23 protein-coding genes are annotated in these 20,723 nt (G+C 68.4%); 9 read left to right on the top strand and 14 right to left on the bottom strand.

The window, feature by feature from the left end; translation table 11 throughout:
• Window positions 1–31 precede the first annotated feature (31 nt).
• Window positions 32–478 carry a tetratricopeptide repeat protein gene (locus ACXRVZ_RS11285; protein WP_457422886.1) on the bottom strand — a complete coding sequence of 149 codons (447 nt, stop codon included), beginning with the start codon at window positions 476–478 and terminating at the stop codon, window positions 32–34.
• 179 nt (window positions 479–657) lie between these two features.
• On the opposite strand from ACXRVZ_RS11285, the gene ACXRVZ_RS11290 reads away from it, so the two are divergent.
• From ACXRVZ_RS11290 to ACXRVZ_RS11305, 4 genes are read left to right on the top strand one after another with little or no spacing between them, the layout of a single operon-like run.
• Window positions 658–1,026: a hypothetical protein gene (locus ACXRVZ_RS11290; RefSeq protein ID WP_457422884.1), complete on the top strand. Its 369-nt coding sequence runs from the start codon at window positions 658–660 to the stop codon at window positions 1,024–1,026.
• 13 nt (window positions 1,027–1,039) lie between these two features.
• Window positions 1,040–2,128: a sensor histidine kinase gene (locus ACXRVZ_RS11295; protein WP_458232425.1), complete on the top strand. Its 1,089-nt coding sequence runs from the start codon at window positions 1,040–1,042 to the stop codon at window positions 2,126–2,128.
• Window positions 2,119–3,132 (top strand): hypothetical protein, encoded by a 1,014-nt coding sequence (locus ACXRVZ_RS11300; protein WP_457422880.1) that lies wholly within the window; start codon window positions 2,119–2,121, stop codon window positions 3,130–3,132. The genes ACXRVZ_RS11295 and ACXRVZ_RS11300 overlap by 10 nt, the downstream gene beginning before the upstream one ends.
• Window positions 3,129–3,866 carry a LytR/AlgR family response regulator transcription factor gene (locus tag ACXRVZ_RS11305; protein ID WP_457422878.1) on the top strand — a complete coding sequence of 246 codons (738 nt, stop codon included), beginning with the start codon at window positions 3,129–3,131 and terminating at the stop codon, window positions 3,864–3,866. Before ACXRVZ_RS11300 ends, ACXRVZ_RS11305 begins: the two co-directional genes overlap by 4 nt.
• Here ACXRVZ_RS11305 and ACXRVZ_RS11310 read toward each other — a convergent pair.
• Window positions 3,853–4,686, bottom strand: a complete 834-nt coding sequence (locus ACXRVZ_RS11310; protein WP_457422876.1) for an amidohydrolase family protein — start codon at window positions 4,684–4,686, stop codon at window positions 3,853–3,855. The two genes, ACXRVZ_RS11305 and ACXRVZ_RS11310, sit on opposite strands and share 14 nt — an antisense overlap.
• The gene (locus ACXRVZ_RS11315; RefSeq protein ID WP_457422874.1) at window positions 4,683–5,528 is read right to left on the bottom strand and encodes a transposase; all 846 of its coding nucleotides are present in this window, start codon (window positions 5,526–5,528) and stop codon (window positions 4,683–4,685) included. Before ACXRVZ_RS11315 ends, ACXRVZ_RS11310 begins: the two co-directional genes overlap by 4 nt.
• 66 nt (window positions 5,529–5,594) lie before the next feature.
• On the opposite strand from ACXRVZ_RS11315, the gene ACXRVZ_RS11320 reads away from it, so the two are divergent.
• The 3 genes from ACXRVZ_RS11320 to ACXRVZ_RS11330 all read left to right on the top strand — a co-directional run bounded on the left by ACXRVZ_RS11320 (window position 5,595) and on the right by ACXRVZ_RS11330 (window position 6,861).
• Window positions 5,595–5,834, top strand: a complete 240-nt coding sequence (locus ACXRVZ_RS11320; protein WP_457422872.1) for a hypothetical protein — start codon at window positions 5,595–5,597, stop codon at window positions 5,832–5,834.
• Between the two features lie 16 nt (window positions 5,835–5,850).
• The gene (locus ACXRVZ_RS11325; RefSeq protein ID WP_457422870.1) at window positions 5,851–6,480 is read left to right on the top strand and encodes a UPF0149 family protein; all 630 of its coding nucleotides are present in this window, start codon (window positions 5,851–5,853) and stop codon (window positions 6,478–6,480) included.
• 63 nt (window positions 6,481–6,543) lie between these two features.
• A complete protein-coding gene (locus ACXRVZ_RS11330; protein ID WP_457422868.1) occupies window positions 6,544–6,861 on the top strand; it encodes a hypothetical protein in 318 nt (105 codons plus the stop codon).
• Here the strand turns inward: ACXRVZ_RS11330 and ACXRVZ_RS11335 are convergent.
• The gene (locus ACXRVZ_RS11335; RefSeq protein WP_457422866.1) at window positions 6,858–8,666 is read right to left on the bottom strand and encodes an ABCB family ABC transporter ATP-binding protein/permease; all 1,809 of its coding nucleotides are present in this window, start codon (window positions 8,664–8,666) and stop codon (window positions 6,858–6,860) included. The two genes, ACXRVZ_RS11330 and ACXRVZ_RS11335, sit on opposite strands and share 4 nt — an antisense overlap.
• 49 nt (window positions 8,667–8,715) lie before the next feature.
• Here ACXRVZ_RS11335 and ACXRVZ_RS11340 point away from each other — a divergent pair, with 49 nt between their 5' ends.
• On the top strand, window positions 8,716–9,123 hold the full coding sequence (locus ACXRVZ_RS11340) for an acyl-CoA thioesterase (protein WP_457422864.1): 408 nt from the start codon (window positions 8,716–8,718) through the stop codon (window positions 9,121–9,123).
• Window positions 9,124–9,267: 144 nt separating this feature from the next.
• Here the strand turns inward: ACXRVZ_RS11340 and ACXRVZ_RS11345 are convergent, their stop codons facing one another.
• A complete protein-coding gene (locus ACXRVZ_RS11345; protein WP_457422862.1) occupies window positions 9,268–11,034 on the bottom strand; it encodes a rhamnogalacturonan lyase B N-terminal domain-containing protein in 1,767 nt (588 codons plus the stop codon).
• A gap of 168 nt (window positions 11,035–11,202) precedes the next feature.
• The gene (locus ACXRVZ_RS11350) at window positions 11,203–11,937 is read right to left on the bottom strand and encodes an SGNH/GDSL hydrolase family protein (protein WP_457422860.1); all 735 of its coding nucleotides are present in this window, start codon (window positions 11,935–11,937) and stop codon (window positions 11,203–11,205) included.
• Window positions 11,938–12,074: 137 nt separating this feature from the next.
• On the opposite strand from ACXRVZ_RS11350, the gene ACXRVZ_RS11355 reads away from it, so the two are divergent.
• On the top strand, window positions 12,075–12,236 hold the full coding sequence (locus ACXRVZ_RS11355; RefSeq protein ID WP_293800107.1) for a DUF1328 domain-containing protein: 162 nt from the start codon (window positions 12,075–12,077) through the stop codon (window positions 12,234–12,236).
• A gap of 17 nt (window positions 12,237–12,253) precedes the next feature.
• Here the strand turns inward: ACXRVZ_RS11355 and ACXRVZ_RS11360 are convergent, their stop codons facing one another.
• From ACXRVZ_RS11360 to ACXRVZ_RS11395, 8 genes are read right to left on the bottom strand one after another with little or no spacing between them, the layout of a single operon-like run.
• Window positions 12,254–13,018, bottom strand: a complete 765-nt coding sequence (locus ACXRVZ_RS11360) for an enoyl-CoA hydratase (RefSeq protein ID WP_457422857.1) — start codon at window positions 13,016–13,018, stop codon at window positions 12,254–12,256.
• A 10-nt stretch (window positions 13,019–13,028) separates the two neighbouring features.
• On the bottom strand, window positions 13,029–13,562 hold the full coding sequence (locus ACXRVZ_RS11365; RefSeq protein WP_457422855.1) for a DUF1569 domain-containing protein: 534 nt from the start codon (window positions 13,560–13,562) through the stop codon (window positions 13,029–13,031).
• Between the two features lie 2 nt (window positions 13,563–13,564).
• Window positions 13,565–14,779: an acetyl-CoA C-acyltransferase gene (locus ACXRVZ_RS11370; RefSeq protein WP_457422853.1), complete on the bottom strand. Its 1,215-nt coding sequence runs from the start codon at window positions 14,777–14,779 to the stop codon at window positions 13,565–13,567.
• Between the two features lie 14 nt (window positions 14,780–14,793).
• On the bottom strand, window positions 14,794–15,285 hold the full coding sequence (locus tag ACXRVZ_RS11375; RefSeq protein ID WP_457422851.1) for a DUF4442 domain-containing protein: 492 nt from the start codon (window positions 15,283–15,285) through the stop codon (window positions 14,794–14,796).
• A 9-nt stretch (window positions 15,286–15,294) separates the two neighbouring features.
• The gene (locus ACXRVZ_RS11380; protein ID WP_458232426.1) at window positions 15,295–17,691 is read right to left on the bottom strand and encodes a 3-hydroxyacyl-CoA dehydrogenase/enoyl-CoA hydratase family protein; all 2,397 of its coding nucleotides are present in this window, start codon (window positions 17,689–17,691) and stop codon (window positions 15,295–15,297) included.
• Between the two features lie 25 nt (window positions 17,692–17,716).
• Complete coding sequence (locus ACXRVZ_RS11385) at window positions 17,717–18,142, bottom strand: DUF2147 domain-containing protein (RefSeq protein WP_457422847.1); 426 nt, start codon at window positions 18,140–18,142, stop codon at window positions 17,717–17,719.
• Between the two features lie 26 nt (window positions 18,143–18,168).
• A complete protein-coding gene (locus tag ACXRVZ_RS11390) occupies window positions 18,169–19,959 on the bottom strand; it encodes an acyl-CoA dehydrogenase C-terminal domain-containing protein (protein ID WP_457422845.1) in 1,791 nt (596 codons plus the stop codon).
• 37 nt (window positions 19,960–19,996) lie between these two features.
• Window positions 19,997–20,719, bottom strand: a complete 723-nt coding sequence (locus ACXRVZ_RS11395) for a TetR/AcrR family transcriptional regulator (protein WP_457422843.1) — start codon at window positions 20,717–20,719, stop codon at window positions 19,997–19,999.
• Window positions 20,720–20,723 lie beyond the last annotated feature (4 nt).

A 20,723-nucleotide genomic window follows, 5' to 3' on the forward strand; every position in this document is an offset into this window, starting at 1 on the left:
GGCGCCTCGGCCCGGTGGAAGTCGCAAGCCGTTACTTGCCGGCTGCGGCGATGGCGCGCTGCAAGTCCTCGCGCTCCTCGCAGCCGGCCGGGCAGAGCTTGTCCAGCACCGCCAGCCGCTCGCGTGCCTTGGGCAGGTCGCCCTTCATCACGTACAGCTCGCCGAGGTATTCGTTGGCACCGCGGTGTGCAGGGGCTATGCGCAACGCGTGCAGATATTCGGCCTCGGCCTCGGCCAGCTGCGGCGGCTTGTGCTTGCGCAGCGTGTAGCCCAGCAGGTTGTGCCAGTCGGCATTGCCGGCCTGTGGCTGGGCGCGCAGCGCGGTCAGCGCGCCGGGCCAGTCCTTGGCCGCGATGAGGCGGCGCGGCGTGGCCAGCGCGTCGTCGGCGGCGGTCTTGCTGTCGGCGGGCGGGCTCATGTCGGCGGCATTGGCTGTGGCAGCCACGAGCAGAGCGGTCAAGGCGGCAAGCAGGCGCATGGGGTCTCCTTCCAGGTCTGGGTCGGGAGCTTAGGCCCCGTGAGGAAAGTCAGCGCGCGTTTTTGCCGTCGCCCACCGCGCACGCTTCGTCGGACGAATCACGCGCTTCGTCCGGTAGCGGCTGACTCGGCGGCCCGCGATCTCTAACTTTGCGCCATTCCAGCCACACGGAGATCCTCATGAAAGCCTTCCTGCCCCTGCTGCTGCTCGCCACCGCACCCGCATTCGCCAACCCCGCCACGCCCGCCGCCTGCCTGGAGGTCAACGAGCATCTCGCCGAATACCTGGCCAGCGCCAAGCAGCGTGTCGGCGCCGAGGGCGAGGTGCGCGTGGAGTTCGAGGTCGGTGCCGACGGCCGCACCCAGGTCGTCGGCCTGCTGGGTTCGCGCGCCTACATGACGCCCGTGCGCATTGCCATGAGCACCTTGGAATGCCGCGCCGGCACACCGCAGCGCTACGTCCTTAACATCCGCTTCGCCGACCCCGCGCCGCGCGCCGTCGCGGCGGCGGCCTCCGCCACCCTCGCCCAGGCGAACACGCCGCGCTGAGCTGCCCTCTTCGATGCCACCCGCCCCCGCCGACCGTGTCGCTTTGCCGCGCTGGCGCACCCAGTTGGCCGCGGCCGCGTTGAGCGCCCTGCTGGCGCTGGCGCTGCTGCTGCCAGGCGCCGTGCGCTGCGGGCTGTGGCCGGAGCAGGACGGGGACGAAGGCAGCTGCCATGCCGACGTGGGCCTGGGCGGCGGCCTGGGTCTGGCCTTCCTGCTGTGGGGGCTGTGGCTGGGCGCGACGCTGACGCAGCGCTGGCTGCCCAGCGCGGGGCCGGCGCGCAGCTGGGGGCTGGCGGTGCAGATCGCCGGGTTGACGCTGCTGTTCGCGCTGTTGAACGGTGTCGTCCATGCCGTCGGGGCACCCGACGGCCGGCTCACCGCCTACACGCTGCAGGTGCTGGTGACCTTTGCCAGTTGCGTCTGCCTGGGCCTGGAGTACCGCCGCCGCGGCCACCACGGCGAGGCCGCCGCCGAGACGCTGAAGCGCGCCGAGCAGGCCCAGGCCCGCCAGCTCGACGCCGCCCGCGCCGCACTGCTGCAGGCCCAGGTGGAGCCGCATTTCCTGTTCAACACGCTGGCCCACCTGCGCCGCCTGGCCCGCACCGACGCGACCGCCGCGCAGGCGATGCTGAGCGACCTGCGCCGCTACCTCGCCGCCGCCCTGCCCGAGCTGCGCCAGGCCGAGGCGCCGCTGGCGCGCGAGCTGGAACTCGTCCACGCCTTCCTGGCCCTGCACCAGCGCCGCATCGGGCCGGAGCGACTGAGACTGCGCTTCGAGGTCGCAGCGGGGCTGGACGAAGTCATCGTGCCGTCCACCTGCTTGCTGACGCTGGCCGAAAACGCGATCAAGCACGGCATCGCCCCGCAGGTCGACGGCGGCGAGATCTGCGTGCGCGCCGGGCCCGACCCTGACGAGCCCGGCCTGCTGCGCCTGGAGGTGGCCGACACCGGCGCCGGCATGGGCAGCGGCAGCGGCAGCGGCACCGGCCTGGCCACGCTGCGCGCGCGCCTCGCAGCGGCCCATGGTGCAGCGGCGAAGTTAAGCCTGCATCTGAACCAACCACGCGGCCTCATCGCCCGCGTGCAGCTGCCGTGGCCTTGACCGTCAGGGCCGGTGACGCCGGCTGGATGCTGCTCGTCGGCGCCGCGACGCTGGTGGCCAATGGCACGCCGCTGAGCAATGCCATGACCGCCCGCGAAGTCCTGAACGCGCTGGTCTACAACATCATCCAGTTCGGGGTTCCCGCCGTGCTGCTGCTGCGCTCGGCGGACGCCCTCGTCGACGCCGGTCGGCTGCCGGCCTGGCCGGCCTACGTCGGTGTCGTCGCGCTCACCGTTGTCGGCGGCATCTGGGTCATCGCGCCGCACCTGTATCCGCTGCTCGGCAAGGCCGACTGGTGGACCTGGGAGAACGACTTCGCGCTGGCCAGCACGACGCTGATCTGGCATGGCCTGGGTGTGGCCGTCTACGTGCAGCTGCGCTTCTCGGAGCGCGCCCAGGCGCGGCTGGCGACGCTGCAGGGCGCCGCCGCGCTGCGCGAACGCCAGCTCGCGGCGACGCAGCTGCTGGCACTGCAGGCGCGCGTGGACCCGGCACTGCTGTCGGACCGCCTTGCCGCCATCGACGAAGAGCTGCTGAGCGAACCGCTGCGCGCCCAGGCGCGGCTGGCCGCGCTGATAGCACTGCTGCGCGCGCTGCAGCCCCACGTCGAGGCCGAGCTGTCCACACTGGCCCGCGAGATCGCCGCGCTGCGCGCCTACGCCCAGCTGGTCAGCGCCGACGCGCAGCACACCGAGCGCCTGCACCTCGCCGGCCTCGCCGAGCCTCCCGACTGGCCGCTGGCGCCCATGGTGCTGCTGCCGCTGCTGCGCCCGCTGCTGGACGAGGGCACGACGCTGTGGAGTCTGTCCCTGCACGCCGGCGCCGGCGTGGCCGAGCTGCGCCTGCAGGCACTGGGCCCCGACGCCGAGCGCACGCGGCGGGCGGCCGAACGAGTACCGGTCGTCGAGCTGGCCCAGCGGCTGCGCGCGGTGCATGGCGACGGCGCGCGGCTGGAATTGATTGCCGAAGATTTGCCTCTATTCAAGTTGACCTGGCCGACATGACCCGCATCCTGATTGCCGAAGACGAAGCCCTGCTCGCCGCCGAGATCCGCGAGGAGTTGCTGCGCCAGTGGCCCGAGGCCCAGGTCGTCGGCATGGCGCGCGACGGCCACGAGGCGCTGCGCCTGGTGGAGCAGTTGGCACCGGCCGTCTGCTTCCTGGACGTGCAGATGCCCGGCCTGTCGGGCCTGGAAGTCGCCCAGCTGATCGGTCGGCGCGCCCATGTCGTCTTCATCACGGCTCACGAGCGCTACGCGGTGCAGGCCTTCGACGAAGGCGCCGTCGGCTATCTGCTGAAGCCGCTGGACCCGGTGCGCATGGCCAAGACGCTGCTGCGCCTGAAGGAGCGCCTGACCCAGCCGCCCGCCGACTTGGGGCGCATGACGGCGCGCACCTCGCCCGCCGGCGTGGAGCCGCTGCGCTGGATCACCGTGCAGCGCGGGCATGAGCTGCAACTGATCACCGTCGAGGACGTGGCCTACTTCCGTGCCGACCACAAATACGTCGCCGTCGTCACGGCCGACAGCGAGGCGTTGATCTCGGTGCCGCTGAAGGAACTCGTCACGCGGCTGGACGGCGAGCACTTCTGGCAGGTGCACCGCTCAACGATAGTCAACGCGCACGCGATCAAGTCGGTGGCGCGATCACTGAGCGGCAAGCTCAGCATCGCGCTGAAGAACCGGCCGGAGACGCTGGAGGTCAGCCCGGCCTACGCGCACCGGTTCAAGCAGCTTTGAGTTTGAAAAGCTCTGAGGCGTTGCCCCAGGCAATGCGCTGCGCGACTTCGTCAGGCAGTTGGCCCAGCCAGCTGCGGTAGTCGGCGAACAGGCCTTCGTAGTGCTGCCAGCGCTGCGTGACCCAGGTGTCCGAGCCGATCAGGAAGCGGCTGGCATGGCTGGCGAACAGCGCACGCCATTCGGGCGTGATGCGGCCGTCGAAGGTCAGCCCGGGCCGGTAGGACAGCTCGCCGCGCAGCCCCGCATGTTTGGCGAACAGCTCGCGCACCCGCGCCACCGGCTCGCCGGAGATGCCGGTGTGCGCCCAGATCAGCGACGCGCCGGGCGCGTGGCCCAGCAGCTTGTCGACGGCCACGTCGTCCACATGGGCCAGCACCGTCAGGCCGCGCTCGCGGGCCAGCTTCATCAGCGCGATGGCCGTCGGCCCATCGGCATTGGCGCTGTCGTAGAGGTGGAACTCACCCAGGCCACGGAAAGGCCCGGCCGGGCTGCCCTTGGCCAGCAGCTCCAACACCATGAGGCGGATGCTGTCGTCGGCGAACCAGCCGCTGTAGTCGGCCCGGTTGCGGTACAGCCGCACAAACGGCACCCACTGCGCACCGCCTTCAGCGACCAGCCGCAGCGTGCCGTCGTTAGGCCGGCTGTTGACCAGCGCCCCGCGCACGCCGGCCCGGCCCATGCGCGCCAGCACGTCGGCCGGCGGGTGCGGCGATTGCGCGTCGTCGTTGTAGTGCAGGTGGGCGTCGAAGATGGGGCCGGCGTAATCGGCGGCTCGTGCCGTGACCGGCAGGCCGGACAGCAGCAACGCACGGCGTTTCAAACGGCCTTCTCCGCTGCGGAAATGAGGCGGCTGATGCGCGAAACCGAAAGGCCAAGCTGCCCGGCCAGGTCGGTCATCGCCACGCCGCCATCGGTGTGGGCCAGCCACAAGGCCTGCTCGCGGATGCCGCCGGCGCGCTTGAGCCACTCGGCCCAGCTCGTGCGCGCCACGCGCTTGGGTGCCACGGCCACCGCGCGCATGCGGCGGGCGAACTCGGCGTCGCCTAAAAAGATCTGCTCGCGCAGCCGCCCCGGCCACAGCTGCAGCCCGGGCTCGGAAGCGACCAGCCGGGCATAGCGGTCGCCTGCCAGGCGGTGCTGGGCCGGCGTGACGGCCGGGCGCTTGAGCAGGTGGCTGTGCAGGCCGTCGACGTCCAGCCACTCCGGCGCGGCCTCCAGGCCGGCCAGCGCGCGAAAGCTGGAGCCCGACCAACCGGCCGCGCCACGCGCCAGGCCTTCGCGCACGGGGCCGAGGTCGACCCAGCGGCAGGCGTCCAGCAAATGGCGCTCGCGGTCCACCAGCACGGCATGGAAGCGGCCCTGGAACAGCGGCCCGCTGAAGCCGTCGCGGCGCTGGCGGTGCTGGGTGTAGACGCCGTTGATGTGGCGCATCAGCGCCGACAGATTGGCGCGGCGCGTGAACAGCAGCAGGTCGTAGTGATCGGGCAACAGCGCGTAGGCCAGGGCCTGGGCGTCGAAGCGGTGCAGGGCCTGGGCCAGCAGCGCGCGCATCTCGGCGCGGTCCAGTTCGTCGGCAAAAGCAGGCCGGCCGCTCTCGAACGGGCAGTGGGCGCCGATCAGGTAGACCGCGCCGGCAATCTCGAGTCGAGCGGGCCGAGCCATGCGCGGACCTTAAGGCGGACCGACTGGAATGGCAAGATGGCGGTCTGCCGGCAATCGCCTCGCCATATGAAAACCCATCAAATCGAAATCCAGAAGTTCAAGGCCGCGTCCACCAACCAGTACGGCCAGCTCATGTTCAAGGTGGACGCGCTGGTCACGGCCAAGACGCCGGTTGACGGCATCGAGCCCAGCAGCTTCATCGTCATGACCGAACCCAACGCGCGCGTGCTGATGGCGCTGCTGAAGGCGCAGTTCGCCGACATCGACAGCAAGAAACCCAAGAGCCGCCACGGCCGCCCCGGCTGAACTCGAGACGACACCCATGCAATACCCCAACTACAACCCCGCTTCCGACAACCTCCCGCTGTCCGACGATGAGCTGAACGACCTGGACGAGCTGCTGTCCATCCTGCCCACGGAGGGTGCGCTGAACATCGAGGCGCTGGATGGCTACCTGGCCGGCCTGCTGCTGACGCCCGGCCGTCAACTGGCCGATGTGCCCGGCGAAACCTGGCTGCCGGTCGTCTGGGGCGGTGACGGCGACGTGGACCCGGCGCCCTTCGTCAGCGGCAAGCAGCGTAAGAAGGTCACCCTGCTGGTGCTGCGCCATCTGCAATCCATCGCCCATGCCTGGACGAACCACCCCAAGGCCTGGGAGCCGATCTTCAGCTTTGCCGACGGCGAGAGCGAGAGCGACGATGAGGACGAGGCACCCGAGTACGCCGACGCCGAGGACTGGGCCGCCGGCTTCCTGATCGCCGTCAACCTGGCACCCGAGCCCTGGGAGCCGCTGTTCGACGGCGCCGAGACCGGCCCGCTGCTGGCACCCCTGGCCGCCCTGGGCGCCGAGGACGGCCCGCTGGCCGAGGCAAGTGCCGAAGCGCGCGACGAAGCCAGCCGGACGATTCCTGACGCCATGCTGGCGCTGTGGGCGATGCGACAGAAAACGTAAGAGCCGGTCTTTATCCCCTCAACACGGGTGGTTGCCAGCCCGGCTTTGGTTCAAACTCGCCCCATGCTTCACACCGTGCTCGCAGCCCTCGGCCTCGCCACCTGCATCGCGCTGGCCGTGCACATGGCCCTGCCCTACCGGGCGCGCAGCCGGGTGGATGCGTCCATTGCCCGCCTGGGCGCCTGGCTGCAGGCACAGTTCGACAACGCCGTGGGCTGGCGCCGCCGCCAGCGCCAGACGCGTGCGGCCGCGCTGGAGGCCCAGCGCGTCATCCGCCGCGCGCGGGAGTCGTCACAGCACGGTGATGGGCGCCTGGACGGCGAATGGGACGGCAACGTCTACCGGCCCAAGAGCTTCGACAAGCCCAAGAAGCCTCACTAGTCAGCCGACTGCTGCAAACGCCACATCTCGGCGTAGCGCCCGCCCCGGGCCAGCAGCGTGTCGTGCCGGCCGCGCTCGATGATGCGGCCCTGCTCCAGCACCAGGATCTCATGCGCGTCCACCACCGTCGACAGCCGGTGGGCGATGACGAGCACGGTCTTGTCCTGGCCCACAGCCTCCAGCTCGGCCTGGATGGCGCGCTCGTTGGTCGAGTCCAGCGCCGACGTGGCTTCATCAAAGATGAGGATGGGCGGGTTCTTCAGCAGCGTGCGGGCGATGGCCACGCGCTGCTTCTCGCCGCCCGACAGCTTCAAGCCGCGCTCGCCGACCATGGTGTCGTAGCCCAGCGGCGTGGCGCTGATGAAGCCGTGGATGTGGGCCGCGCGCGCCGCACCCTCGACCTCTTCCTTGCCCGCACCCGGGCGGCCATAGGCGATGTTGTAGGCGACCGTGTCGTTGAAGAGCACCGTGTCCTGCGGCACGATGCCGATGGACTTGCGCAGGCTGGACTGCGTCACCGCGCGGATGTCCTGGCCGTCGATGCGGATCTGGCCACCGTCGATGTCGTAGAAACGGTAGAGCAGCCGCGCCAGCGTGCTCTTGCCCGAGCCGCTGGGGCCGACCACTGCCACCTTCTTGCCGGCCGGGATCTCGAAGCTGACGCCGTGCAGGATGGGCCGCGCCGGGTCGTAGGCAAAGCGCACGTCATCGAACACGACGCTGGCGCCGCGCACCTGCAGCTCGGCCGCATCGGGCACGTCGGCCACCTCGCGGTCGCGGTCCAGCAACCCGAACAGCTTCTCGATGTCGGTGGTCGCCTGCTTGATCTCGCGGTAGATGACGCCAAGGAAGTTCAGCGGGATGTAGAGCTGGATCATGAAGGCGTTGACCATGACCAGGTCGCCCAGGCTCATGCGCCCATCCACCACACCCTGCGTGGCCCGCCATAGCATCAGCACCAGCGCCGTGGCGATGATGAGCTGCTGGCCCGTGTTCAGCATGGAGAGCGTCCGCTGCGACTTGAGCTGGGCGCGGCGCAGCTTCTCCAGGCTCTCGTCGTAGCGCGCCGCCTCAAAGCCCTCGTTGTTGAAGTACTTGACCGTCTCGTAGTTCAGCAGCGAATCGATGGCGCGGCTGTGGGCCACCGAGTCCAGCTCGTTGAGGGTCTTGCGGAACTTGGTGCGCCACTCGGTGACGATGACGGTGAAGGCGATGTAGACCGCCAGTGCGGCGACGGTGATGCCGGCGAACCAGACGTCGAACTTGACGCCCAGCAGCGTCAGCACCAGCACCACCTCGATCAGCGTCGGCACGATGCTGTAGAGGGAATAACTGATCAATGAGTGGACGGCGCGCGTGCCGCGTTCGATGTCGCGCGTCATGCCGCCGGTCTGTCGCTCCAGGTGGAAGCGCAAGGACAGGTCGTGCAGATGCCGGAACACCTGCAGCGAGATGCTGCGCGCCGTGCCCTCGGTGGCCTTGGCGAAGATCAGCTCGCGCAGTTCGGTGAACAGCGATGTGGACAGCCGCAGCGCGCCGTAGGCCAGCAGCAGGCCCAACGGCACGACGAGCAGGGCTTCGGGCTGGCCCGGCTTGAGGTCCAGGCTGTCGATGAGGTTCTTCAGCAGCAGCGGCACGCCGACGTTGCAGAGCTTGGCGCCCACCATGAAGGCCAGCGCCAGGCCGACGCGCCATCGGTAGCGCCACAGGTAGGGCAGCAGCCGGGCGATGGTGCCCCAGTCCCCGCGCACGGCGGGCACAGGGGTCGAGGAAGGCAGGTCGATGGCGCGCGGCGTGGATCGCATGGAGTCAGTCAGGGCCGAGAATGGCCCCCTGATTGTCCAAGTGAACGCCATGACCCAGGAATCAAGTGCCATTCAACCGCTGACTGGCCAGCGCGAGCTGGTGTTGCGCGTGATGCCGATGCCCGCCGACTCGAACGCCAACGGGGACATCTTCGGCGGCTGGATCATGGCCCAGGTGGACATCGCCGGCTCCATCATGCCGGCACGCCTGTCCCGCGGCCGCGTGGCGACGGTGGCCGTCAACGAGTTCGTCTTCAAGCAGCCGGTCTCCATCGGCGACCTGCTGAGCTTCTACGCCACCGTGACCCGCGTCGGCCGCACGTCCATCACCGTGCACGTGGAGGTGATGGCCGAGCGCGACCCCGAGAACCTGCACGTCGTGAAGGTGACCGAGGCCAACCTGACCTATGTGGCCATCGACCGGGAAGGCAAGCCAAGGCAGATCGCGAGCCAGTGAACTTTCGGGCCGAGCGCCGGGCCGCTCCCAAGCCGGCCCGCCATGGCGATGTGCTTGCGGCTCAATGCCGCAAGCATCGCCGTCCCCCCGGGGGACCGGCCGGGCTCGACCGCGTTCAGCGGAGGCTAGACCGGACGAGGGGCTTCAAGGAGTGACGATCAGGTCGACCGCGTCGTAGGAGAACCCGGGGCTGAGATAGGCCGTGCCCGTGGTGCCGCTGACGACGTTGATCGTCACCGTGTTGGTACCAGCCACCAGCGCCGTCGCCGGGATGGCATAGCTGTAGAGCCGGTTGACGCCGCGGTAGGTGCCCACCGTCATGTTGCGCGAGCCCTTGGACGGTGCGGTCGGGATGGCCGAGGTCCAGCTGTTGACGGTGATCTGCGGGCGTGCGCCGTTGAAGTCTTCGGTGGTGCCGAGGCGCAGCGTCAGGTTCTGCACCTGGGCGCTGGTCAGCGAGAACTGGATGACACGCGCGTTGTTGACGTCCTTCCACTGGTAGGCAGGGAAGCCGGTGGCGGCGCTGGATGAGCCCGCCACGAAGGTCGCCGGCACCCAGCTGCTCATGCGCACGTCCGACGGATGCATGGTGGTGAGCCGGGCGCCGTTCAGGAACTCGGTCGGCAAACCGTCCCAGCTGCCGATGCGCCACAGCGCAGTCGTGCTGGACGGGTCGGCGTTGATGGTCAGTGTGTTCAACGTCGTCGTGCCGCCTGCCGTGACCGTCACGCTGCCGGTGTAGACCGCCAGTTCGTTCTTGTAGACCGTCAGCGTGTAGGTCCCGGGCCGCATGCCGGTGCTCTTGAAGAAGCCGTTGCTGGCCAGGTTGGCGCCGGTCCAGTACTGCGCCGTGGCGTTGGAGAAGCCCACGGTGTAGGCGAAGTTGGCATCGGTGCCCGACAGGCCCACGCCAGCCACGGTGCCGCGGCCGGATGCGCCGACGTAGCCGTCCAGCGCCATCAGCGAGAACCAGCTCGTGTCCGGCGCCGCCGGCGCGCCGCCGCTGGTGAACATCAGCGTGTAGCTGTTCAGCACGCCCATGCGGAAGGCCTCGGTCTGGCCCTCGCCATAGTTGACGATGTAGGTCAGCTCGTTGTTGGTGGACGTGATCTGGTTGAGCAGGCTGCGGTAGAACGGCCCGCCGGAGTTGCCCTCGTTGTTGTCGCGGTAGAACCAGAGGCCCACGCTGCCGGCGCTGTTCACGCCGCCGAAGTACTGCCAGTCCTTCAGCCGCATGTTGGAGTAGTGCTTGGAGCGGGTCTGCCCGGCGCTGGCGGTGCTGCTGGAGAAGCCGAACACGTCGCTGGCCTCGACCGTCGTGTCGGTGCCGCGCAGGTCCTGCGGCCAGCTGCCGTTGCTGGCCAGGCCGCCCGGCGTGCCCGCCGGCCCGCCCTTGGACAGCGCCGCGATGGGCACGCGCAGGATGAAGCGCACGAGGTTCAGCGTGTCGGGCTCCTCGGTGAAGTAGGTGCCCATGTAGACGCGCGGCTCACCGCTCCTGGCCATGTAGTAGTGCTTGAGCACACCGCCGTTGGCGCTGTAGACGGTCACCGTGATCTTGACGTAAGCACCACCACTGACGACGCCGCCATTGGCGGTGGAGGCCGGCGTGGCCACGCCGGTGCTGCTGACCATCTGCGCCTGCACGTCGACGGCGGAGACGTTGCTGTAGAGGTAGTCGAAGCCCGAGTTCAGTTGCGAGCCGCGGCTGGCGTCGGCGTACTGCACGCCGTTGTAGAGGATGCTGGAGAGGTCACCCTTGGACTGCGTGCTGACGCCGTTGTCGTAGGCCATGACCTTGAACACCAGGCCACCGCCCGTGTCCACCTGGTACTGCACCTTGGCCGAGCTGCCGCCGTCATACAGCGTCGTCAGGTTGAAGGCGGCCAGGGCCGGGGTGGCTGCGGCCATCAGGCCGCCCGCGAGCGCAAGTGCTCCCAGCCGGCGCAAACGCCGGCAGAGTCTGTCGATCCACATGTTTGTCTCCGTTGGATCCGACCGTCTGTACGGCTATCGCGGCCGGTATGACCGCGTGATTGCGGCGGGCGGAGTCTAGGAAGCCGCCCGTCGCCGCGGCGCTCAAGTTGTTGAGCGGTTCGCAACCTGCGGTAAGGCCGCCACGATGCGCTCGACCAGCGCCTCGGCCCACAGCGCGTAGCCGCGCGGGCCGGGGTGGAAGCCGTCTGCCGCCATCAGCGCGGCGGCGTCGCGCTGCATGGCCTCGGGCAGATGCACCACCCGCCGCCAGGCCTGCCCATGCACTTGCGCGGCCAGGGCTGCGTTGAAACGCGCCGCCTGCTGGCCGAAGAACCAGCGCAGCGGCTGCGGCAGCAGCGGGAAGGACTGCATGGGCGGCGCGGCGCAGTGCACGCTGATGCGCACGCCGGCACGCTCACGCGCGTGGGCCTCGATGGCATCGAGGGCGATCAGCGCCTCGCGCGGCAGGACCTGGTCGACGACGTCGTTGACACCCAGCGACGTGATGAGCACGTCGGCCGGCGCCAGCTCGGCGGCCTGAAGCGCGGCCAGCGCCTGCACGCTGCGATGGCCGCTGGTGGCGATGAGCTGCCAACCCACCGGTTGGCCCAGCCGCGTCGACAGCGCCTGCGCCAGGCGGCCGGCCAGGGCTTCGTCCTGATGGGCCGCGCCGACGCCAGCAGCCGAGGAATCGCCGACGATGAGCAGCCGCAGCGCGCCACCGTCCCGCGACCGTCCACCCGCGGCCTCGGGCAGGCGCAGCGCCGTCACGCGCACCCGCCGGCCCTGCCAAAGCAGCAGCGGGCCGAGCAACACCTTGGCCAGCGTCAATTGCATGCGTGGGTCATTTCATGTGTAACGGCGTCAGTCCTGTCCGACCCCAGGCCGCCGCTCCGTCCGTCATGAAGCGGACGGCCGCGGCCCTAGTCTTCACCTGTCCGCCATCCAGGCATCAACCCGTGAGGAGTCCCGCCATGCTGCGTTACGCAATCATCTTCTTCGTCATTGCCCTGATCGCCGCAGTCTTCGGCTTCACGGGTATCGCCGCCAGTGCGGCCGGCTTTGCACAGATCCTGTTCTACGGCTTCCTGATCCTGGCCGTCATCGGCCTGCTGATCGGTCTGGTCCGCAGATAGCGACTTCCTGAGCGCGTTCAGTCGAACTTGGAAAAGTCCGGCACGCGCTTCTGGAAGAAGGCCTGGAAGGCCTCCATGGCTTCCGGGCTGCGCAGGCGGGTGCCGAACACCGCCGCCTCGCGCGTGATGGCCGCCTTGACGGCCTCGCGCTGAGGTTCGCGGATCAGGCGCTTGCTGTCGCGCACCGCGCCGGGGGCGAGTTTGTTGAAGCGCTCGGCCACACGCCGGGCGTGGTTCAGCACCTCGCTGCCTGGCAACACGCCGTTGGCGATGCCGGCCTCCACCGCCTGCTCGCCCGTGAACGGGTCACCCAGCAACAGCTTCTCGGCCGCGCGCCGGTTGCCGATCAACTGCGGCAGCACGACGCTGGAGGCGAACTCGGGCACCAGGCCCAGCGCCACGAAGGGCATGGCCAGGCGGGCGTCATCCGCCACATAAACGAAATCGCAATGCAGCAGCATCGTCGTGCCGATGCCGATGGCCGCGCCGGTCACGGCGGCGACGACGGGCTTGCTGCTGTCCACCAGTGCGTGCATGAACTGGAAGGTCGGCGCCTCCTCGCCACGCGCGGGGCCGGCCATGAAGTCTTCGAGGTCGTTGCCCGACGTGAAGATGCCCGGCTGGCCGGTGATGAGCACGGCGCGCACGGCCGGGTCGGCGTCGGCGGCGCGCAGCGCGTCGGCCATGGCCTGGTACATGTCCTGGGTGATCGCGTTCTTCTTCTCGGGGCGGGCGATCTCGAGGGTCGCGACGCCGTTGACGGTGTAGCTCTTGATGGTCATGTGAGATTCCTTAGGCAACGGCCGTTTTCGCGTGGAACTGCGTCCAGTGATTGGCCAGGTGCATCAGATGGGCTCGCTCGTACTGCGGCTTGGTCAGCTCACCGTAGGCGAAATGAGGGCGCAGCGTACCGTTGAATTCGGCAAATGCGTCCATCGCGTCGAGCAGCCGCTGCACGGAGACTTTCAGCGCCTGTGCGGCATCCAGGGCCGGCGCGCCGGGGATGGGCTCGTCCAGGTTGTGGCTCATTGCCCCACGCGCGTTGAACACGGCAAACGCCGCCGAGCCTATGGATGAGCGGAACCAGGCGCCCTTCAGCGCCGGGAAACCCTGCATCGAATACTCGATGCTCTGGGCCAGGTGCTGCATGACCTGGCTGAGGTTCCAGGGGCTGCCGTCCACGACCTTGGGCGTGAAGAGCAGCTCCAGGATGGCCTCCTGGGCCCGCTTCCAGGTCTTGAAGGTCGTCAGCTGACCGGTGCATGCCGCCAACGGTGCCGCCGCGAGCAACACCGTGGTGGTCTTGAGCGCGCGGCGACGGTCCATGTTTACAGCCTTTCGAAGATGCCTGCTGCGCCTTGACCGGCGCCAACGCACATTGTCACCATGCCGTACTTGCCGCCAGTGCGGCGCAGGTTGTGGATGACCGAGGCCGCGCGGATGGCACCGGTGGCGCCCAGCGGGTGGCCGAGGGCAATCGCGCCGCCGTTGGGGTTGACCTTGGCGCGGTCCAGCACGATGCCCTTGCTGTCGAGGTCATTCAGCACGGCCAGCGATTGCGCGGCAAAGGCTTCGTTCAGCTCGATCCAGTCCAGGTCGGCGGCGGTGATGCCGGCAGCCTTCAGCGCGACGGGGATGGCGGCGATGGGGCCGATGCCCATGATCTCGGGCGGCACGCCGCGCACGGCGAAGGACACGAAGCGGGCCAGCGGCGTCAGGTTGTAGCGCTTGAGCGCAGCTTCGCTGACGATCAGCAGGCCGCCCGAGCCGTCAGAGGTCTGCGAGCTGTTGCCGGCGGTCACGCTGCCCTTGGCAGCGAACACCGGCTTGAGCTTGGCCAAGCCTTCCAGCGACGTGTCGGGGCGGGCGCCTTCATCGAGCTTGACGGTGCGGGTCTTGGTGTTGACGGTGCCGTCAGCCAGGTTGGGCGTGCGCTCGACGACGTCGAAGGGCGTCATCTCGGCGTCGAAGTGGCCGGCAGCCATGGCGGCCACGGCACGGCGGTGCGATTCCACCGAGAACTCGTCCTGCGCTTCGCGGCTGATCTTCCACTGCGCAGCGACCTTCTCGGCCGTCAGGCCCATGCCGTAGGCGATGCCGATGTTCTCGTCGCGCTCGAAGATCAGCGGGCTCAGCGACGGCTTGTTGCCGCCCATCGGGATCATGGACATCGACTCGACGCCGCCGGCAAACATCACGTCGGCCTCGCCGACGCGGATGCGGTCCGCGGCCATCTGCACGGCGGTGATGCCGGAGGCGCAGTAACGGTTGATCGTCACGCCGCCGATGGTCGGGCCCAGGCCGGCCAGCACCGAGGCGACGCGAGCGATGTTCATGCCCTGCTCGCCTTCGGGGAAGGAGCAGCCGACGATGGCGTCTTCAATGGCGGCCGGGTCCAGGCCCGGGGCTTGCGCCAGCACGGCCTGCATGACCTTGACGAGCATCTCGTCGGGGCGGGTGTTCTTGTAGAAGCCTCGACCGCTCTTGCCGATGGGCAGACGGGTGGCGCTGACGATGTAGGCGTCTTGAACTTGCTTGCTCATGGTCTTTCCTTTACTTAAGCCTGGGGCTTTTCTTTGGGCACCCAGGCCCAGACAAATTCACACTCGATCGGCTCGATGCCGGCTTCGTCGGTCACGGTCACGGCGACCCGCACTTCGCCCTTGATGTCACTGGCCATGCTGGCGCGCTGAGCGTCGGTCAGGTGCGCCTTGGCAACAAGGCCGCCAGTCGCCCGCTTGCGAAAGTTCACCTGCAGCGACTTGCACAGCGGCAGGCAGTCGTCACGCACATTCATGCCCACCACCATGCCGGTGGCGGTCTCGGCCAGCAGCGACATGGCCGCCGCATGCACGCCCTTGATGTGGTTCTGCACGGGGCGCTTGTTGGCGACGCGGATCTCGCTGCGCTCGGGGGTGAGCGCAACGAAATCGAGCGACGCCGTGCCCGTGAAGGGCACCGCGCGCCGCAGCGCGAAGTTGCGCGCAGGCCCACGCAGCGCGGACGGCAGGCCGTCCAGCTTGGCGAGCGTGCGTTGAAGCCGGTTCACTCTGGACCTTTAGTTGCGAACGGGCTTGCCGGTCTGCAGCATGCCCATGATCCGTTCCTGGGTCTTGGGGTTGTCCAGCAGCGCGCAGAAGTGCTTGCGCTCCAGCGCCATCAGGTACTCCTCGGTCACCAGGGAGCCCGCCTCGACCTCGCCACCGCAGACCACGTCGGCAATCGCCGCGGCCAGGTGGTAGTCGTGGGCGCTGACGAAACCGCCGTCGCGCATATTGGCGACCTGGCCCTTGATCGTCGCGATGCCGCTGCGGCCGGCGACGGCGAACATGGCCTTGTGCGGCGGGCGGTAGCCGGCCTCGGCCATGCCCAGCGCGGTGGCTGTGGCCACGTGCAGCAGCTCGTCCTTGTGCGGCACGATGATGTCGCTGTCGAGCAGGAAGCCGTTCTTCCTGGCTTCATGCGCCGAGGTCGCGACCTTGGCCGTGGCCGCCGTCAGGAAGCCGTCCTTCAGGAAGGCCAGGATGTCCGCGCCGGCATTGCCAGCGGCGGCCATCTCGGCGGCGCGGCGGGCGATGTAGGTCAGGCCGCCACCGCCGGGCACCAGGCCCACGCCGACTTCGACGAGGCCGACATAACTTTCGACGTGAGCGACACGGCGCGAGCAGTAGACGGCCAGCTCGGCACCACCGCCCAGCGCCAGGCCGCGCATCGCGGCGACGACCGGCACGCTGGCGTAGCGCAGGCGCAGCATCATGTCCTGGAGCTTTTTCTCTTCCGGCGCGATGCCCTTGCTGCCCATCTTCATGAAGACCGGCATCAGGCTTTCGAGGTTGGCGCCGGCCGAGAACACGTCGTCCGGCGACCAGATCACCAGCCCCTTGTAGTCGGCTTCGGCAATCTCCACAGCCTTCAGCAGGCCCTCGGTGACGGCTGGGCTGATGAGGTGCAGCTTGGCGGTGATGGAGGCGATAACGACGGTCGCGTCCAGCGTCCAGACGCGCACTTCCTCGTTCTTGAACAGCTCCGTGCCCGACTTCAGCGGGTCGGCCGCGCCGGTGCCCAGCAGGCTTTCGCGGAAGGCCTGGCGGGCGTAGACCGGCAGCTCGCTGCGCGGCTTGAACTTGCCCTCAGCGGCGCTCCACGAACCGGCCGGCGTGTGCACGCCACCGGCTTCGGCCACGGGGCCTTCGGTGACCCACGCCGGCAGCGGCGCGCTGGACAGCGTCTTGCCTTCGGCGATGTCGGCGGAGATCCACTCGGCGACCTGCTTCCAGCCGGCGGCTTGCCACAGCTCGAACGGGCCTTGGCTGGTGCCAAACCCCCAGCGCATCGCGAAGTCGATTTCGCGCGCGGTGTCGGCCACGGTGTTCAGGTGCACGGCGGCGTAGTGGAAGCTGTCGCGCAGGATGGCCCACAGGAACTGGGCTTGCGGGTTGGTGCTCTCGCGCAGCAGCTTCAGACGGTCGGCCGGCTGCTTCTTCAGCATGCGGGCAACGATCTCGTCGGCCTTCTTGCCGCCGGCGACGTACTCGCCCGTGGCGAAGTCCAGGCGCTGGATGTCCTTGCCGACCTTCTTGTAGAAACCGGCGCCGGTCTTCTGGCCCAGCGCGCCCTTCTCGATCAGGCCGGCCAGCACCTTGGGCGTGGCGTAGGTCGAGTAGAAGGGGTCGTCCTTCAGGTTGTCCTGCATCGTCTTGACGACGTGGGCCATGGTGTCCAGGCCGACGACGTCCGCCGTGCGGAAGGTGCCCGACGACGCGCGGCCGAGCTTCTTGCCGGTCAGGTCGTCGACGACGTCCACGCTCAGGCCGAACTTCTCGGCCTCGATCATCGTGGCCATCATGCCGGCGATGCCGACGCGGTTGGCGACGAAGTTGGGCGTGTCGTGGGCGCGCACGACGCTCTTGCCCAGCGACGTGGTGACGAATGCTTCGAGCTGGTCGAGAATTTCCGGCTGCGTGGTCGGCGTGTTGATCAGCTCGACCAGCGCCATGTAGCGCGGCGGGTTGAAGAAGTGGATGCCACAGAAGCGCGGCTTGATTTCCTCGGGCAGCACTTCGCTGAGCTTGGTGATCGACAGGCCCGAGGTGTTGCTCGCCACGATGGCGTGCGGGGCGATGAAGGGCGCGATCTTGGTGTACAGGTCGAGCTTCCAGTCCATGCGCTCGGCGATGGCCTCGATGATGAGGTCGCAGCCGCGCAGCACTTCCAGATGCTCTTCGTAGTTCGCCTGCTGGATCAGAGCGGCCTCGCTCGCGTCGCCGAGCGGCGCGGGCTTGAGTTTCTTCAGGCCGTCGATGGCCTTGGTGACGATGCCGTTCTTGGCGCCTTCCTTGGCAGGCAGGTCGAACAGCACGACCGGCACCTTGCAGTTGACCAGGTGGGCGGCGATCTGCGCGCCCATCACGCCGGCGCCGAGCACGGCGACCTTGCGGACTTGGAATCGACTCATTGATTTGCTCCTAAAGGTGTTCAGTTCACTCGACGCGAATCCACGTCTGCGTGCGGTAGAAGGGGCCGATGTAGCCGCGCATCTCCAGTTTCCTGCCACCGTCCACCGGCTTCAAGCGGGTGCGGTAGGTCTTGCCGTTATTGGGGTCCAGCACTTCGCCGCCACCCCAGACGCCATCACCCTCGGCCTTCACGCCGCGGATGATCTGCAGGCCGACGACGGGCTTGTCCTTGCGGTCGTCGCTGCACTTGTCGCATTTGGCATCGCCGGGGTCTTTCGGGTCCAGCAGCTTGTCGATGCTGCCAACGAGGGTGCCCCCCTGTTCACTGATGCGGACCAGCGACTTCGCGGTTTTGCCGTCGTCGTCGATGGTCTTCCACAGGCCCACGGGTGTTGTTTGCGCGAACGCAAGCACGGGCGAAAGCAGGGCAACAGCGAACAGGGACTTCATCGGGCGTTCTCGTTGTTGAAGCGGTTTCAGAACAGCGCTTCTTCCATTTCCATCAGCGGCGCCAGACCGGCACGCGCGGTGCGGATCAGGCTGGCCGTCTCGGGCAGCAGCTTGGCGAAGTAGAAGCGCGCCGTGGCCAGCTTGGCGGTGTAGAACGGGTCGCCGCTGTCCTTCTTGGCCAGGGCGATCTTCGCCGCTTGAGCAAAGAAGAATGCGAAGGTCATGTGACCGACCACGCGCAGGTAATCCACCGCAGCAGCGCCCACCTCGTCGGGGTTGCCGAAGGCCTTCATGCCGAGTTCCTGCGTCAACTTGTTGACCTTGTCGCCCAGGTCGGCAAGCGGGTTGACGAACTCCTGCATGGCTTCGTTCGTGCCCTCTTCCTCGATGAAGGCGGCGATCTTCTTGCCGAACTTCTTCAGCGTGGCGCCGTTGTTGCCCAGCACCTTGCGGCCCAGCAGGTCCAGCGACTGGATGGTGTTGGTGCCTTCATAGATCATGTTGATGCGCGCGTCGCGCACGTACTGTTCCATGCCCGACTCGTGGATGTAGCCGTGGCCGCCGAACACCTGCATGCAGTGCGACGTGGCCAGCCAGCCGTTGTCGGTGATGAAGGCCTTGATGATGGGCGTCAGCAGCGCCACTTCGGCGTCGCACTCCTTGCGCTCGTCCTCGTCGTCGCTCTTCAGCGCCTTGTCGAGCTGCAGCACCGTGTAGGCCTGCAGCATGCGGCCGCCTTCGGCGAAGGCGCGGGCGGTCAGCAGCATCTTGCGCACGTCGGGGTGCACGATGATGGGGTCGGCGGGCTTGTCCGGTGCCTTGGGGCCGGAAAGCGCGCGCATCTGCAGGCGGTCCTTGGCGTAGGCCACGGCGTTCTGGTAGGCCACTTCGGTCAGGCCGAGGGACTGGTTGCCCACGCCCAGGCGGGCCGCGTTCATCATGACGAACATGGCGGCCAGGCCCTTGTTGGGCTGGCCCACCATCGTGCCCACGGCGCCTTCCAGCACGATCTGCGCGGTCGAGTTGCCGTGGATGCCCATCTTGTGCTCCAGGCCGGCGCAGAAGATGCCGTTGCGCGAACCGAGAGAGCCGTCCGCGTTGACGTTGAACTTGGGCACGATGAAGAGCGAGATGCCCTTGGAGCCCACCGGCGCGTCCGGCAGGCGGGCCAGCACCAGGTGGATGATGTTGTCGGCCATGTCGTGCTCGCCGGCCGAGATGAAGATCTTGGCGCCGGTGAGCTTGTACGTGCCGTCGGCCTGGGGCTCGGCCTTGGTGCGCAGCATGCCGAGGTCGGTGCCGCAATGCGGCTCGGTCAGGCACATCGTGCCGGTCCACTCGCCGCTGGTCAGCTTGGGCAGGTAGGTGGCCTGCTGCTCGGGCGTGCCGTGGGCGTGCAGGGCCTCGTAGGCGCCGTGGCTCAGGCCGGGATACATCGTCCAGGCCTGGTTGGCCGAGTTCAGCATCTCGTAGAAGAACTGGTTCACCAGATAGGGCAGGCCCTGGCCGCCGAATTGCGTGTCGCAGCTCAGTGCCGCCCAACCGCCGTCGACGTATTGCTTGTAGGCGTCCTTGAAACCCTTGGGCGTGGTCACCTCGTGGCTGGCCTTGTCCAGCGTGCAGCCCTCGGAATCGCCACTGAGGTTGATGGGGGCGATGACAGCGGCGGCGAACTTGCCACCTTCCTCGAGCACCGCGTTGATCGTGTCGGCGTCGATGTCGGCATGGGCCGGCAGCATCTTCAGCTCGTCGACAACGTTCAACAGCTCGTGCATGACGAACTGCATGTCACGCATGGGCGGGGTGTACTGGGGCATCGGGTACTCCTGGAACAGTCTGGGGGTGGTGAATCGTTCAGCGTTTCGTGGCGCTGGTCTTGGGCGCCTTGCGGCTGCGCTCGATGTCGAGGCCGGCCGGCGTGGCGTAGAACTGGATGGTTCGGTCAAAGCCGACGCCGGCCCGCGCCAGCGCGCCGGGGATGCGCATGAAGCGCGCGTCGTGGTGCAGGGACAGGATCAGGCCGTGCAGTTCGAAGACGATCTGGTCGACATCGGCATCCGCCAGCAAATGGCCCTCCTGGACGGACAGCACGATGGCCTTGTGCAGCGCCGCATGCCAAGCCTTGACCATGGCCACCAGTGCGTCGCGCACCGGGCCGGGCCGGTCGTCGAACTCGACGGCGCCGCTGATGTAGATGCAGCCCGAGTCCACCTCGACCGACACGCGGCGCACCCAGCGCTCGAACATCGCCCGCAGCCGCGGCAGGCCGCGCGTCTCGCGGATGGCGGTGAAGAAGACTTCTTCCTCGAACTTGGCGTGGTACTCGGTGACGACGGCGATCTGCAGCTCCTCGCGCGAGCCGAAGTGGGCGAAGACGCCCGACTTGCTCATCTGCGTCACGTCGGCCAGCGCGCCGATGGACAAGCCCTCCAGGCCCATGTGCGAGGCCAGGCCCAGCGCGGCGTCGAGGATGGCCGCGCGGGTCTGCTGGCCTTTTTGCAGCGAACGCGCCACGCGCACCGGCTTGGCGGCGCGCAGCGGGGCGGCTTTCTTGGCGGGGACGGGGAGCGTGGACACAGGG

The organism is Roseateles sp. P5_E8 (assembly GCF_054177665.1).

What these genes read in the sequence shown, in the direction of transcription:
- ACXRVZ_RS11360 (WP_457422857.1), bottom strand. Translation starts at nt 13,018, where the DNA reads ATGACCATCAAGAGCTACACCGTCAACGGCGTCGCGACCCTCGAGATC.
- ACXRVZ_RS11330 (WP_457422868.1), top strand. Translation starts at nt 6,544, where the DNA reads ATGCTTCACACCGTGCTCGCAGCCCTCGGCCTCGCCACCTGCATCGCG.
- ACXRVZ_RS11290 (WP_457422884.1), top strand. Translation starts at nt 658, where the DNA reads ATGAAAGCCTTCCTGCCCCTGCTGCTGCTCGCCACCGCACCCGCATTC.
- ACXRVZ_RS11340 (WP_457422864.1), top strand. Translation starts at nt 8,716, where the DNA reads ATGACCCAGGAATCAAGTGCCATTCAACCGCTGACTGGCCAGCGCGAG.
- ACXRVZ_RS11285 (WP_457422886.1), bottom strand. Translation starts at nt 478, where the DNA reads ATGCGCCTGCTTGCCGCCTTGACCGCTCTGCTCGTGGCTGCCACAGCC.
- ACXRVZ_RS11350 (WP_457422860.1), bottom strand. Translation starts at nt 11,937, where the DNA reads ATGCAATTGACGCTGGCCAAGGTGTTGCTCGGCCCGCTGCTGCTTTGG.
- ACXRVZ_RS11365 (WP_457422855.1), bottom strand. Translation starts at nt 13,562, where the DNA reads ATGGACCGTCGCCGCGCGCTCAAGACCACCACGGTGTTGCTCGCGGCG.
- ACXRVZ_RS11355 (WP_293800107.1), top strand. Translation starts at nt 12,075, where the DNA reads ATGCTGCGTTACGCAATCATCTTCTTCGTCATTGCCCTGATCGCCGCA.
- ACXRVZ_RS11385 (WP_457422847.1), bottom strand. Translation starts at nt 18,142, where the DNA reads ATGAAGTCCCTGTTCGCTGTTGCCCTGCTTTCGCCCGTGCTTGCGTTC.
- ACXRVZ_RS11335 (WP_457422866.1), bottom strand. Translation starts at nt 8,666, where the DNA reads ATGCGATCCACGCCGCGCGCCATCGACCTGCCTTCCTCGACCCCTGTG.
- ACXRVZ_RS11325 (WP_457422870.1), top strand. Translation starts at nt 5,851, where the DNA reads ATGCAATACCCCAACTACAACCCCGCTTCCGACAACCTCCCGCTGTCC.
- ACXRVZ_RS11295 (WP_458232425.1), top strand. Translation starts at nt 1,040, where the DNA reads ATGCCACCCGCCCCCGCCGACCGTGTCGCTTTGCCGCGCTGGCGCACC.
- ACXRVZ_RS11320 (WP_457422872.1), top strand. Translation starts at nt 5,595, where the DNA reads ATGAAAACCCATCAAATCGAAATCCAGAAGTTCAAGGCCGCGTCCACC.
- ACXRVZ_RS11370 (WP_457422853.1), bottom strand. Translation starts at nt 14,779, where the DNA reads ATGAGCAAGCAAGTTCAAGACGCCTACATCGTCAGCGCCACCCGTCTG.
- ACXRVZ_RS11315 (WP_457422874.1), bottom strand. Translation starts at nt 5,528, where the DNA reads ATGGCTCGGCCCGCTCGACTCGAGATTGCCGGCGCGGTCTACCTGATC.
- ACXRVZ_RS11305 (WP_457422878.1), top strand. Translation starts at nt 3,129, where the DNA reads ATGACCCGCATCCTGATTGCCGAAGACGAAGCCCTGCTCGCCGCCGAG.
- ACXRVZ_RS11380 (WP_458232426.1), bottom strand. Translation starts at nt 17,691, where the DNA reads ATGAGTCGATTCCAAGTCCGCAAGGTCGCCGTGCTCGGCGCCGGCGTG.
- ACXRVZ_RS11345 (WP_457422862.1), bottom strand. Translation starts at nt 11,034, where the DNA reads ATGGCCGCAGCCACCCCGGCCCTGGCCGCCTTCAACCTGACGACGCTG.
- ACXRVZ_RS11390 (WP_457422845.1), bottom strand. Translation starts at nt 19,959, where the DNA reads ATGCCCCAGTACACCCCGCCCATGCGTGACATGCAGTTCGTCATGCAC.